This window comes from Hymenobacter terrenus (genome assembly GCF_000972495.1).
Classification (GTDB): Bacteria; Bacteroidota; Bacteroidia; order Cytophagales; family Hymenobacteraceae; genus Hymenobacter; species Hymenobacter terrenus.
Window position 1 is genome coordinate 119,832 of sequence record NZ_LATM01000005.1, and the last position, 13,222, is coordinate 133,053.

The 13,222-nt window shown below is 60.7% G+C and carries 12 protein-coding genes; 5 read left to right on the forward strand and 7 right to left on the reverse strand.

What is annotated here, in order from left to right; translation table 11 throughout:
* Positions 1-70: 70 nt before the first annotated feature.
* Positions 71-490, reverse strand: a complete 420-nt coding sequence (locus WX88_RS09805) for a carboxypeptidase-like regulatory domain-containing protein (RefSeq protein WP_046244184.1) — start codon at positions 488-490, stop codon at positions 71-73.
* 377 nt (positions 491-867) lie between these two features.
* Between WX88_RS09805 and WX88_RS27425 the strand changes: the two genes are divergently transcribed.
* The 3 genes from WX88_RS27425 to WX88_RS09820 all read left to right on the forward strand — a co-directional run bounded on the left by WX88_RS27425 (position 868) and on the right by WX88_RS09820 (position 4,398).
* Positions 868-2,082 carry a sensor histidine kinase gene (locus WX88_RS27425; protein ID WP_197076734.1) on the forward strand — a complete coding sequence of 405 codons (1,215 nt, stop codon included), beginning with the start codon at positions 868-870 and terminating at the stop codon, positions 2,080-2,082.
* 451 nt (positions 2,083-2,533) lie between these two features.
* A complete protein-coding gene (locus WX88_RS09815; protein WP_046244185.1) occupies positions 2,534-3,613 on the forward strand; it encodes a sensor histidine kinase in 1,080 nt (359 codons plus the stop codon).
* Positions 3,610-4,398 carry a LytR/AlgR family response regulator transcription factor gene (locus tag WX88_RS09820; protein WP_082115950.1) on the forward strand — a complete coding sequence of 263 codons (789 nt, stop codon included), beginning with the start codon at positions 3,610-3,612 and terminating at the stop codon, positions 4,396-4,398. Before WX88_RS09815 ends, WX88_RS09820 begins: the two co-directional genes overlap by 4 nt.
* A gap of 60 nt (positions 4,399-4,458) precedes the next feature.
* Here WX88_RS09820 and WX88_RS09825 read toward each other — a convergent pair whose 3' ends face one another.
* The gene (locus tag WX88_RS09825; protein WP_046244186.1) at positions 4,459-6,936 is read right to left on the reverse strand and encodes an outer membrane beta-barrel family protein; all 2,478 of its coding nucleotides are present in this window, start codon (positions 6,934-6,936) and stop codon (positions 4,459-4,461) included.
* A 408-nt stretch (positions 6,937-7,344) separates the two neighbouring features.
* Between WX88_RS09825 and WX88_RS09830 the strand changes: the two genes are divergently transcribed.
* Positions 7,345-8,163 (forward strand): ribonuclease H-like domain-containing protein, encoded by an 819-nt coding sequence (locus WX88_RS09830; protein ID WP_052732538.1) that lies wholly within the window; start codon positions 7,345-7,347, stop codon positions 8,161-8,163.
* A 93-nt stretch (positions 8,164-8,256) separates the two neighbouring features.
* Here the strand turns inward: WX88_RS09830 and WX88_RS09835 are convergent, their stop codons facing one another.
* The 3 genes from WX88_RS09835 to WX88_RS09845 all read right to left on the reverse strand — a co-directional run bounded on the left by WX88_RS09835 (position 8,257) and on the right by WX88_RS09845 (position 10,617).
* A complete protein-coding gene (locus WX88_RS09835; RefSeq protein ID WP_046244187.1) occupies positions 8,257-9,309 on the reverse strand; it encodes an NAD(P)-dependent alcohol dehydrogenase in 1,053 nt (350 codons plus the stop codon).
* Between the two features lie 86 nt (positions 9,310-9,395).
* Positions 9,396-10,067 carry a DUF1990 domain-containing protein gene (locus WX88_RS09840; RefSeq protein WP_052732539.1) on the reverse strand — a complete coding sequence of 224 codons (672 nt, stop codon included), beginning with the start codon at positions 10,065-10,067 and terminating at the stop codon, positions 9,396-9,398.
* Positions 10,045-10,617, reverse strand: coding sequence for a DUF1990 family protein (locus WX88_RS09845; protein ID WP_052732540.1), 573 nt, complete (start codon positions 10,615-10,617; stop codon positions 10,045-10,047). Before WX88_RS09845 ends, WX88_RS09840 begins: the two co-directional genes overlap by 23 nt.
* A 237-nt stretch (positions 10,618-10,854) precedes the next feature.
* Here WX88_RS09845 and nfi point away from each other — a divergent pair, with 237 nt between their 5' ends.
* Positions 10,855-11,544, forward strand: a complete 690-nt coding sequence (gene nfi / locus WX88_RS09850) for a deoxyribonuclease V (protein WP_046244189.1) — start codon at positions 10,855-10,857, stop codon at positions 11,542-11,544.
* A 13-nt stretch (positions 11,545-11,557) separates the two neighbouring features.
* Here the strand turns inward: nfi and WX88_RS09855 are convergent, their stop codons facing one another.
* Both WX88_RS09855 and WX88_RS09860 read right to left on the reverse strand, forming a co-directional pair.
* Positions 11,558-12,433: a glutamate--tRNA ligase family protein gene (locus WX88_RS09855; RefSeq protein ID WP_046244190.1), complete on the reverse strand. Its 876-nt coding sequence runs from the start codon at positions 12,431-12,433 to the stop codon at positions 11,558-11,560.
* Positions 12,434-12,456: 23 nt separating this feature from the next.
* Complete coding sequence (locus WX88_RS09860) at positions 12,457-12,849, reverse strand: VOC family protein (protein WP_046244191.1); 393 nt, start codon at positions 12,847-12,849, stop codon at positions 12,457-12,459.
* Positions 12,850-13,222: the final 373 nt, after the last annotated feature.

A 13,222-nucleotide genomic window follows, 5' to 3' on the forward strand; every position in this document is an offset into this window, starting at 1 on the left:
ACGAGTGCGGCAAAAGGCAGGGCGGGCGCAATGCGGATTAGGCTGAAGACTCGTGGACTCAACCAGGGACTTACAGAGTGCCTTGGGTCTGTTGGACGATAGTTACGTCATCCGAATTACCCAACACCCGGCGCACGGCTTGGCCTTGGGGATGCACCATTACCTCACCCAAGGCCGTTTTTGCCGAGGCAGTGAGCTTGACCGGACAGAACGTTCCAGCCGGGCAGGTGAGGCGTCGAAAGTCGCGCACGGTCATCATCAGGGGCTGATAGCCCACCAGCGCGATGCGAAGCGAGTCAGTATCGTACTGGCTGGGAATAGCTAAGCGGAAGCGGCCCTGTCCGTCGGCCACGATGCCCACCGAGCGGCCCATTACGCCTACGCTGGCGTAGGGCAGTGGCGCCTGGGTGGCTTGGTCGAGCACCTGACCCGCCACTTGGTCCGCAGCAGGTTTCGACTGGGCCTGGGCCTTTACGGGGAGGCCACTCAAGAGGCAAAGCGCGGCCAGGCAGCGCCCAACGCGGCGCGCGAAAAATGGAATATCATCGGTGAGAGGGGGTGATGGCTGCCGCAGCAGCGGGGTTCGGCAGGCTAGATGCGGCCCCGACGGAAACGGTTGCCCGAGCCGACATTTTTCGGGCGCATTTCCGCGCAGGGGATTCTTCCCCGCTGCTTGGGCAGCTCGCTCCTACTCCCAGGCGGTTGGAGAAAGCCTGCTGCCGTGTGGAAAGCACCGGCAAAGTCTTCGAGGGCGCCGGAGCTTGCGCTGCCCCCGGTATTTCTGCGTTGCTGGAAAAAATGCGGGTGGCTCGTGGCCGGGCGGTACTTTTGGCGTGCGTCGGCTCCTTCAGCGAGTCGCTATTTACTATGAAATGGCTTCGCTATAAATATCTATGGTACTGGGTGGCGCAATTCCTGCTCTGGTTGAGCTTTGCCCTCATTCAAGTTGATACATACATCGCCCTGCACGGTATGGAGCGAAGCGAATTGGGGAAAGAGCCAGCACAAGTAATTGTCGTCTGGGTGTTTGGTCAGGCGCTGGCGGGGCTACTACTAATGCACGTAGTACGGATAATACTCATTCGCACCGGTATACTGAGCGCTAAGCTGGGGCGTCAGCTGCTGGTTCTGTTCCTGCTCAAAATTGGGTTAGCCAATACTTACTATATGGTTTTGGCGGGGCTGAGCCAGGTAATAACGCCTCCGCCCCCGGTTATCTTGCCTTCGCACGCCCTTGCTTCAAAGGCGGGTGCTCCTCCGAAGGATTCTTTCGACGCAGGTCTTTCAAAGGGCCTCGCTTTAGGCAAACAAGAGCTTAATGCCGACAAAGGGCTGGATACGAAACTAGGCCGCCGGGCATGGGGAAACTACACATTCGTGTGGCTCCTGGGGTACTTTTTGATTGTGGCAGCGGAGCGGCGGGTGGACGCGGAACTGCAACGAGCCCGCGCCGAAGCCGACCTCAACCGCACCCAGCTGGAGCTGCTGCACAGCCAAATCAACCCGCATTTCCTCTTTAATACTCTCAATTCCATCCGGGCCCTGGCCCTCACCGACCCGCACCGCACCCGCACCGCCCTCACTCAGCTTTCCGACTTGCTGCGCTACTCGTTGCGCCCCCCCGGCTCCAGCGCCGTCATTTCATTACGCGAAGAGCTAACGGCCGTGCGCGACTACCTGGCCCTGGAGCAAACCCGCTTCGGCCCCGAGCGCCTGCAAGTGCAATGCGATGTGCCCGAGGAGCTGCTCACCTGGCCCGTGCCCCCCGCCGCCCTGCTCACCCTCGTCGAAAATGCCGTCAAGCACGGCATCAGCGCTAGCCCTGCCGGGGGCACGCTGGAATTGCACGCGGCCCGGCACGCTGCTGGCCTGACGCTGACCGTGCGCCAACCCGGCGGCCTGGCCGCACCAACTGGCCAGGCACTCGGCACCGGCCTGGGGCTGGCCAATACGCACCAGCGCCTGCGGGCTATCTATGCCAACATGGCTTCGCTGGCGCTGGAAGAAGGCCCACCCGGATTCGTGACGGCCACGCTACGCCTGCCCGCCCGCCCACTGGCCGCCGCGCTACCGGCCGGATAACACGGGCGGCCGGGGCAGCTTGCTTTTCTTTTGCCTGCTGCTTTTCTTTCGGATGAGGCAGTAAATAGGAAGTCTGTACAAGGCCTTCACCAGCGGCGGGCTGACCAGTGGGGGATAGGTACTCGGCGCGGCGAGTAGCCATCCCCCACTGGTGAGAATGGGTACTCGTCGCGGCAAGTGCCCGTCCCCGCCAGTGGCGGATGGCTACTTGGCATGGCGAGTGCCTATCCCCTACAGTGGGGGATGGCTACTCGTCTTGGCAAGTGCCCATCTCCCACAGTGGGGGATGCTTGCTCACTGCGCCGAGTAGCCATCCCTCACTGTGGGAGATGGGCACTTCGCTCTTTGTTCACCTTATCTGTTGCACGGTGTGATTGACCGTTTTATCTCCCCTTCTTTGCGCACCTTCGTGCTGGGGCAAAAGCGCAGCACTACTTCCTAGGCAAGTCTTATGTCGCACTTCTTCCACGCCAAGCGCTGGTACTGGATTTGCCAGCTTGTTGGCTGGATTGGCTTCTGGGCCACGCAGGTGCAGGCCAGCGTGATGCTGGACCGTTACCAGCCAGCCACGCCACTTTGGCTGGCGGGGCTGGCCGGCCTGGGCCTGTTGCTCACGCACGGCTACCGGGCGCTGCTGCTGCGCTTCCGGGTGCTGGCGGCCCCGCTGGGGTGGCAGGCGGGCGCGGCGGCGCTGGGCCTGGTAGCACTATCGTTGCTGATGCAGGTGGCGTCGTCGCTGCTTACCTCGTCGCTATCGGGCAAGGGGTGGCACTGGTCGGGCGCGTCAGTGTTCGCCTTTGGCGTGGTGGCAATAGGGCGTTACTTAATTGTATGGGTACTGGCCTACCATTTTTTCGTGGTAGGGGAGCGCCTGGCCCGCGCCGAGGTCCGCGAGCTGCGCGCCGAAGCCGCCCGTCGTCAGGCCGAGCTGGATTTACTGCGCTCGCAAATCAATCCTCATTTTCTCTTCAACGCTCTCAACTCGGTCCGGGCGCTCACGCTGACCGACCCGCACCGGGCGCGCACGGCCGTTACCCAACTCGCCGACCTCCTGCGCTACACCCTCAGCTACGAGCAGCGCCAGCTTATTCCCTTAGCCGAGGAGCTTGCCGCCGTGCGCGACTACCTAGCCCTGGAGCAAACCCGCTTCGGCCCCGAGCGCCTGCAAGTACAGTGCGACGTGCCCGAGGCCCTGCTCACCTGGCCCGTGCCCCCCGCCGCCCTGCTCACCCTCGTCGAAAATGCCGTCAAGCACGGCATCAGCAACCGGCCCAGCGGCGGCGTACTGCACCTGGTGGCCACCAGGAGTAGCCTCGCGGCCGAGCACCTGCAACTTGAAGTGAGTCAGCCCGGCCACTTGGCCCCGATGGTGGCTCCCCGGCCGGCGGGGCACGTGGGCGGCCTGGGCTTGCTCAATACCCGCCAACGCTTGCATTCGCTCTACGGCGACACCGCTAGTCTTACCCTTCAGGAAAACCCCGTCGGCACGGTCGTGGCCCGCCTCGGGGTGCCTGCTACTCCCCTATCATGACCATTTCCCCTCCCCCTGCTATCCGCGCCCTACTTGTCGAGGACGAGTACCTGGCCCGCCAGGAGCTACGCTATCTGCTGCAAGAGGCTCATCCCGAAATAGAAATCGTGGGCGAGGCCGCTGACGCTGATACCGCCCGCCGGCTCATCCCCGAGCTGCGGCCCGACCTCCTGCTACTCGACATCTCCCTGCCCGGCGAAACCGGCTTTGAGCTGCTCGAAAGCCTCGACCAAGTGCCCCTGGTCGTGTTTGTGACCGCCTACGACCAGTATGCCACCCGCGCCTTCCAGGTATCGGCCCTCGACTACGTGCTCAAGCCCGTGCACCCCGAACGCCTGGCCCAAGCCCTGGCCCGCGTGCGCCTGTCCCTCCCCCAAGCGCACACGGCCCCGCCCGAGCCAGAGGAGCCCGGCACTGACCAGCCGGGCACCACTCCTGCCATTCAGCGCCTCACGCCCCAAAGCCAGGTTTTTCTAAAAGATGGCGACCAGTGCCACTTCGTGCGCCTTGCCGATATCGACCTGTTTGAAGCGGTAGGCAATTATGTGCGGGTGTATTTTGGGTCGCACTCGCCGCTGCTGCACAAGTCGTTGCAGCAGCTCGAAGACAAGCTTCCGCCCGACCTGTTCTTCCGCGTCAACCGCCAGCAGATTCTCAACCTGACGACCATCGAACAGGTGCACGCCTACTACAAGGGCGGCTTGCTACTGGAAGTGCGCGGCGGCCGCCGGGTCGACGTTTCTACCCGGCAAGCGGTGCGCTTCAAGGAGTTGCTGAGTTTGTAGTGGAGCGGGACAATTTCAATCCTTGGTGAGGAGAGTTGCCCCGCGCACTTCTATTCGCCCCTACTGTCCGCCCTGTTTATTACCGCCACTTTTCACGTCGTCGTTCGAAACAGACTTGCGCTGCTTGCCCTTCTGCTCCTGGCCAAAACGGTAGCTGAAGCTGAGGCGGAACGAGCGTTGAAAAGCCTTGAACTCGTTGGTTTCGCTGAAATCCCGCGTGTTTGTGGTGTTGCGATAAATCCAATAGTCGTTGAAGGGCGAGCCAAAATTCAGCACCAAATCGGCTTTATCCTTGAGGAAGCTTTTCTTGGTGCCCAACTGATAATAAAGGTTGGCCGAGCCCCGCCCCTGCAAGTCGGGCGAGGGCAGCGAGCTGTAGACGAAGGCCTGTATGGTGAACTTCTTGGGCAGCTTGTAGGAGGTGTTGAAGTTGAGCCCGGCCGTGAAACCGCGCCGCTCGATGCCCAGCGTCGGGCTGCGGCGCACGATGTACTGCACATCGGGGCCGCCGCTGATTTCCCAGCCCGTGACGGGCTTGGCTGAGCCGTAGAAATTGAGCTGGTAAAAGGCGTTGGAAGCCACGTTAGCGTAGGTTTGCTGCGTAACGCCTACCACGTCGGTGGGCTGGCGCACCGATTCGATGGCGTTGTCGGTGCGCCGCACCGAGCCCGAGATATTGAGCGAACCAGCCTTGCCGTTGGTATTGAAGCTCAGCTCGTAAGAATCGGTTAGCTCGGGGTCGAGGTCGGGGTTGCCGAACGAGATATTGGTTCGGTCGCTGCGGTCTACGAAGGGGTTGAGGTAGTCGATGTAGGGCCGGGTGATGCGGCGGCTGTAGGCCAGGCGCAGGCTGTTGCTCTCGCTGAACGAATACTGGGCATTGCCATTGGGCAGCACCGACGTGTAGTTACGCTCAAAGCCCGTATCGGTGATGCGGAAATCAGCCGCCAGGGCGGTGCGCTCCACGCGGCTGCCGAGACTGATATTCAACTTTTTGCTGGCCGCGAACGAGTAAGTGGCATAAGCAGCCTGCACGTTCTGGTCGTAGTTGAAATTGGTGGAGCGGTCGGGCAGGCGCACAAAACCATCTGTCTCTCTGCGGGTCAGGCCGTCCACGTCGGCCACCGAGCCGGTGTTGCGCCAGATGGCTTTCAGGCCGATTTCCAGCGTCTGTTTCTCCCCGAAGGGCTGCACCAGGTCGGTTTGAGCCGTGTATTCGCGGCCCGGCGTGCGGCCACGGCTACGCTCGCGGTAGCTGGCCTGGTCGGTTCCGAGGTTCACAAAAGAGTCCTTATACTCATCGAAATCGTAGCCAAACGTGCCGTTGTTGCGGGCGTACTGGCCCACCACGCTCCACTCGCGGCGGGGCTGGGCGAAGGTCTTGGTATAGGTGCCAGTCAACTCGCCGTTGAAGGAACCGAACAGAGTATTGGTAAAGCGATTGAAAAGCTGATTATTAGCAGTCTCGGCCGCCACAAAGTTGTTGAGCAGGTTGGTGTTGTAGTCGCCGTCGTAATTGTACACCGAGCCCGCCAGCGACAAGCTTTGGTGCTCACTCATTTCGTAATCGAGGCCCACCGAACCGCTGTACCACTGGCCACCGTACTTGCCGCTGCCACTTTGGGTGAGGGTCGAATTGTCCTGCTTGCCAAACCGCACGCGCTCATACCCACTCGGCCCGTACCAACGGCCCATGCCCGCCGATGACGTGAAGCCAAGCTTGCTCTTTTTGAAGTTGAGCGAGCCCCGGGTGCTCGAATTACGGTTGCCGCCCGAGGCACTCACCTGGCCGTTCAGGCCCTGGTCCACGCCCTTTTTCAGCACAATGTTGATGATGCCGGCTGTGCCTTCGCCGTCGTATTTGGCCGGCGGGGTGGTGATGATTTCCACCGATTTAATCTGCTCAGCCGGGATGCCTTTCAGCGCTTCGGCCAAGTTACTTGCCAGCGTGGGCGAGGGCTTGTTGTTTACCAACACCTTGAAGTTGCCGGAGCCGCGCATTTTCACGTTGCCATCGCCATCTACGGCCAGCAGTGGGGCTTTGCGCAGCACGTCGGCGGCGGTGCCCCCGGCGTTGGTCACGTCCTGTTCGGCGTTGTACACGATGCGGTCGGGTCGCACTTCCACCACCGGCTTCGTGCCGATGATGACGGCCTCGGCCAGCGCGGTACCGGCGGTGGGTAGCTGGAAGGTGCCCGCGTCGGTGGCCCCGTCGGTGATGGTCACGGTGCGGGTCTGGGTGCCGTAGCCTACGTAGCTCACGCGCAGCCGGGCGGGGCCGGGGGCCAGTTTAGTGAGCTCAAAATGCCCTTTGTCATCGGCGGCCACGCCGGTTATCGGCTTGTCATTGGGCGCTGGCGGCAGGAGCACCACCGTGGCATAGGGCACAGGCTCTTTCTTCAGCGAGTCGAGCACTGTGCCCGTAAGAGAGCCGTTGCCAGTGAGAACCGGTGGAGCGGCGGGGGTTTGGGCGTGGGCAACGGGGCTTATTCCGAACCAGATGGCCAGCAACAGGCCAAGCAAACGATAGGTGTTCATCAATAAGGCGGAAATAGTATAAGGCCCCAAGGATGTCACCCCCACACCACTAGTTGCCTTAACTATTGAAATAATTCGAAGCTTAATCCAGGGGAAACGTAGCAACATGGCTTGTCTTTTTAGCAGTGAAAGAATGGAATGAGGGGAAGGGCTGGGCTGGTGCTAAGTGCCGCGCTTCAGTACACGATGTGAGCCGTCCCGAATTATGTTTTAGGACTTTTTGGTGCCTGTGAGCCTCGGGAGTACCGCCGTTAATTCGATTCGTTACAGACTTACCCATTTTTAAAATTCAAACGACGCAAATGCGGTGTCTGGCCTTGCATTGGCGGGGCGGTGGCGCGTGGCGGTGCCCAGGCTTGCGCTCGTCGGTGTATCTTCGGCTACGTTAATTGTTTTCGCTGCCCTGCCATGAATATCCTCCGCCACGTCGAACTGACCCGCGTTTTCTTCGTCGATATCGAAACCGTGCCCGGCCACGCCACTCATGCAGCGCTATCAGCCACCCATCAGTCGCTCTGGAAACGGTTCTGCGACAAGCGCCACGCCCGCGAGCTGGCCGAGGGCCAAACCCACGAGGAGCTGTTCGCCAACAGTGGCCTCTATGCCGAGTTCGGCAAAGTCGTATGCATCTCGGTGGGCTTTTTCCGAATGCTGAAGGATGAGACGCTGGAATTTCGAACCAAGTCCTTCGCCGATGAGGATGAATGCAAGGTGCTGAGTGGTTTCAGCCACTTTTTGCACCGCTACGCGCCCTACGGCCCCACCCGCTACGCCAAGCTCGAAACCGCCAGCCCCGATGGCTACTTCCTGTGCGCCCACAACGGCCGCGAGTTCGACTACGGCTACCTGGGCCGCCGCATGCTCATTTGCGGGCAGGACATTCCACCTATGCTCGACGTGGCCGGCCACAAGCCTTGGGACCTCCCCCACCTGCTCGACACCATGGAACTGTGGAAATTCGGCGACAATAAAGGCCACATCACCCTGGCCCTGCTGGCGGGCGTGTTTGGCATCCCCTCGCCCAAAGATGACATCGATGGCTCCGACGTGGGCCGGGCATTCTGGGTTGAAAAAGACCTGGCCCGCATTGTTAAGTATTGCGAGAAAGACATCATCACCACGGCCCGCGTCTTCCTGCACTACACTGGCAGGAAGGACCTTTGGGACCTCGTCAGGGTCACGCCCACACCCTGGCCCGCCGTGTCCGTCATGCAGGTATTGGCATAATTCGGACACAGTAATTCACAAAAAAGGCCGGCCTTCCTCACGGAAAGCCGGCCTTTTTTCGCCGTTACGCGGCTATGCTGCAACTGAGGCCGCCTAGTTATTCAGCGTCGCCAGGTCAATCACAAACCGGTATTTCACGTCGCCTTTCAGCATGCGTTCATAGGCTTCGTTGATGTCCTTGATGTCGATGACTTCGATGTCGGACACGATGTTGTGCTCGGCGCAGAAGTCCAGCATTTCCTGGGTTTCGGCGATGCCGCCGATGAGCGAGCCGGCAATGCGGCGGCGACGGCCAATGAGGTTAAAGGCGTGTACTTGTGGCGCTTCGGGTGGCACACCCAGCAGAATCATGGTGCCGTCGCGGCGCAGCAGATTCAGGTAAGCGACCAAGTCGAGTGGAGCCGAGACAGTATTGATGATGAAGTCGAAATAGTTGGTAACGCTCTTCAGCTGCTCTTTTTCCTTGGTCACCACGAACTTGTGAGCGCCCAGCTCTTTGGCATCGGCTTCCTTGTTGGGCGAGGTGCTGAGCACCGTTACTTCGGCGCCCATGGCGGCGGCAAGCTTCACAGCCATGTGGCCGAGGCCGCCGAGACCCATCACGCCCACGCGGTGGCCGGGCCCCACCTGCCACTGCCGTAGCGGCGAGTAGGTGGTGATGCCGGCGCAGAGCAGCGGCGCCACGCGGGCCAAATCAAGCTTCTCCGACACCTTCAGCGTGAACTTTTCGTCGACCACAATCTGATTGGAATAGCCGCCGTAGGTAGGCGCGCCGGTGCCGATTTCGCGGCCATTGTAGGTGCCAATAAAGCCGGTAGTTTCACAATACTGCTCCAGGCCGTCCTGACAGCTCGGGCAGGTGCGACAGGAATCAACCATGCAACCCACGCCGGCTAGGTCGCCCACTTTGAAGCTCTGCACCTGGTCGCCTACTTGAGTGATGCGGCCCACTATCTCGTGGCCGGGCACCATCGGAAAGATGGAGCCGCCCCACTCGTCGCGAATTTGGTGCAAGTCGGAGTGGCATACGCCACAGAACTGAATGTCAATAAGTACGTCGTGCGGGCCCACGTCACGGCGCTCGAAATTGAAAGGGGCCAGGGGTACGTTCGCAGCGGAAGCCGCGTAAGATTTAGTAGGAAGCATGAGGCGTTTTGACGGTTAATTTTTGAAGGAGGAATGCTGGGAATTGTCCGAAAAGCTAATTGGGCATGACCACGAAATGGCGCTAACTAGCCAATGTCGGCAAGGTTTGGGGCTGAGGTTAGCGCGGCGGATACCAGCTCCCGCATTCGTCGTAACGATTCTCGGGCGAATTTGCGTTGGAGCATGCGGCCAAACAGCTTGAAACCCAACCAGTAGAATGGGTTGCTAATCTGACCGGGCTGCGACACAGCATGGACACGAAACTGCACCGCGCCAGTTGTCAGGTTTTTGTGAATCGTGAAGTCAATCTGGCCGCGCTCGAAGTGACCTTCGAGGGTGCGGTAGCCGTAGCCCCATACGCGCTCGGGGCCGTCGGGGGTAGCGCGGGCGGCCTCGTCGGTCACCCCGCTCACCCGCACGCCAAAGTAGAATTTAAAGAACAGAAACTGCGCCCGAAGCACCATCACGCGGTTTTCGAGCGGCCCATCGGGCGCGAAAATCCCAGTGATGAGGTCGGGCGGTGGGAAAGCGTAGCGGCGCAGCACATCCTGAGCGGCGGCGAAGGAGCCGGCGGTTTCGGGTGGGCCGGGCGCTTCGGCGGGCAAGTCGGTTTCGTAGTCGTCGAGGCGCCAGCCGGTAGCGCTGGTGTACTCGTTTTGGCGCGTAAAATCGTAGTTGACCTGGGCATTAGCGTAGGCATCGAGGCGGGTACGGTACTGCTCCCAGGCTGCGGGGCTAGTTGTGGCGCTCGTGGTCATGGGAGCCGCTTTCGGTTTGGGTGAGGGTTTCTACGGTTACGTCGCCAAGGGCCTGGCCGCCACTGGCCGCCGCCACCCGCCGGCAAAACTCTACCCAGGTTGCCTCCTGTACGCGCTTGCCAACACCGATGGTATCGTAAGCGAAGGCCACGAGGCCGTCGCGCGAGCGGGCCCTCGAGCGGATTTCAAACCGCAGCACGTCGGGGCGTTCATCCACGTAGTGCGCTTCAAAATGAATGCGGCCGGCCTCGGGATGGCCTTCCAGCGTAATAAACTCGAAGAGGGTGTCGCCCACTTCGGTCACGCGCACGCAGCCATTCCAGGGGCCCAGAATGGAGATTTGAAATTCCTGCCCCACACGCAAACCAGCCGGCCCACCTTCGCTCTTCTTGAAATCGGCCAGCAATTCGGGAGCAAAGCGGGGTACGTCGGCCTGCACTTCGGCCATGAGCTGGGTGGGTGTGTGGCGCGGCCGGGCCACGTCGATGAAGTAGCGGCGCTCCAGCCACGGGCCGGAACCGGTGGCGGCGGGTTGTTCAGAATGGTCCACTTGAATGGAAGAGGAGAAATGGAAAGACGGGTGGAGCAGCAGAACCTAGCGTTTCTATTCTAGGCGGTGGCGCAGAAATGTGGCGCATCAGGCCTGGAATGTTTACTGTCTGCCTATCCTACTGGATAGGCATTAAAGCTCAGCTCACGTATACGCACTTTTGCGCGACGGGTAGGCTCACCCGCTGGCCGTTTACCTTTTTCCCAATTCTTCCTCCCATTTCCCCTTAATAATAAAATGGCATACTACCGCCCGCCCGGCCCCCCACCCGACCCGGTTCTCGTGCAGTCGCTCACCCAACAGCAGCAGGAAATGCGCCAGCGCGTACGCGCCGAGCCACTGGCCCAGGAGCCACGTTTCATCGCGGGCTGCGACTCGTCCTTCCCTACTCCCGATACCATTCTCTCCGTGTTCGTGGTTCTGAAATTCCCGTCGTTGGAGCTGGTGGAAAAGGTCTACAACTACGGCCCCGTGGACATGCCCTACGTGCCCGGCTTCCTCTCCTTCCGCGAGGCTCCAAATGTCATTCACACCTTCGCCAAGCTGACAACTAAACCCGATGTTATCATGGTTGACGGCCATGGTATTGCGCACCCGCGCCGCATGGGCATTGCCGCGCACCTTGGCGTGCTGCTCGACATGCCCACCTTCGGCGTAGCCAAGCAGAAGCTGACGGGTACTTTCGCGGAACCAGGCATTGAGCGCGGAAACAGCTCACCCCTCACCGATACCAAAACGGGCGAACTGCTTGGCGAAGTAATTCGCAGCAAAGACAAGGTGCTTCCGCTGTTCGTGAGCCCCGGCCACCGCTGCGACCAAGCCACTGCCACCCGGTTGACCCTGGCGTGTCTGAAAGGTTATAAGCTGCCCGAACCTACGCGCCTAGCCGACCATTGGGCAGAGCAGTTTAAAAAAGAAGTGCGATAATCGTCCGGAGGGGTCACGTGAGGTTTCCCAGCGCAAGCTGCTTTTGCAGTGCCTGTAAGCTTCCTGCCGCTTCGGCGGGGAGCTTTAGTAGCTCCGCCACGGCCCGGAAAACGGCCTGTTGGCCTTGCGCCTGCCCTAGCACGCCCGCATCAAGCGGCCGTTGCTGCGACTTGGAGAGCTTCTGACCACTTGCATTGGTGAGGAGCGCGTGATGATAAAACTGAATTCGGGAGGTGTTAAATGCGGCCGCTTCGGAAAGCTGCGCGGCTAACCAGAGTTGCGCGGCGGTACTCGGTTGTAGGTCCAGTCCGCGTACGATTAGAGTGGTACCGAGGCGTAGGTCATCCACTACCGAGGTTATCTGGTAGGCAGCTACGCCGTCTTTTTTGCGAATGACAAAATCTGGCATCAGGGCGCCGAGCGGAACACTGCTTTCGCCCTGGCAGGCATCCTGAAAGCTGATTTTGGTGCCAACGGGCACGTGCGCCCGCCACGCGGCGCCCGGCATTTCGAGCGAAACCAGCGTTTCGGTGCCATTGGTGCGCGAGCGGGTACTGGCGTGCACGAGGCCCGGTTGCTGAGCCATGCGGCGCAACAGGCGGTTGTATTCGGGGAGGTGCAGGAGTTGCGAGTGGTGGCGTAGGAAGTCGTCGGGGCCGCTGGGGCCGTGGTCGTAATCGATGCCCAGCCAATCGATGACGCGAAAGATGTTATCGAGGTAAGCCGGGCGCAGGCGGGTGCGGTCCAGGTCGTCGATGCGCAGGTGCAAGGTGCCGCCGGCCTGGCGCGTGAGCAGCCAAGTGAGTACGAAATTCACAGCATTGCCCAAGTGCAGGTAGCCGCTGGGCGTGGGCGCGAGACGCGAGACGACGGGCTGATTCTTTGGCATCGGGGCGGCACTTGTTACTCTGGCTACAGTGTCCAGGTGGCGTTTTGCAGCACCACGCGGTAGCCGTCAGGGTCTTCAAAAGTACGGCCGTACTTGTCCCAGTATGGATTATAGGATGATACCGGAGCATAACCGGCCGCCACCATGCGCCGCACGGCGGCCTGCCACTCCACCGCATCGGGCAAGTAGAATACGAGCAGGTTATCGGCCGTGGGGGCGTGGCCTACACGGTGGCCGGGTTGGTGCGTAAACTCCAGGTGGTAAGGTGCCTGCGGATGGCCCAGCATGATGCCATCGAAGCCATTGTGCCCGGTGAAAGACACGAGGGGTTGCAAGCCCAGCCCTTCGCAGTAAAAGCGGCGCAAGGCCGGCAGGTTGTCGGTGGGCCGCGCCACACGCAGAATGGGGAAATTCATAAACAAATGAGAACAAGTAGAAAACCTGGCCGATTCATTAAACTAGGAACTTGTTGGCAAGTCTAGGTAACTATTCGATGTAAAGACTTTTGCGCTGACGAGAAATTTTCTACTTGCCTTGAGTTGCCTGTTCGGCTTAGTGCTGTTTGCTGACGCAGTTAACGCCCAAACGTCGTCCTTGTATTTCCTATTTTTTGCGGCCCTACTGCCACAGCCACCGCGGCCGATGCCGCTGGCTTCCTTGCTTTTCCCAACCCGGCATTTGAGGTACTCACGCTGCGGCAGCCTGCTCGCGGGGCCGCTGCCGTGCGCTTGCTCGACGCCTTGGGGCGGGAAGTTCTGCGCCAACCAATGGCCGGAATCGAAACGACAG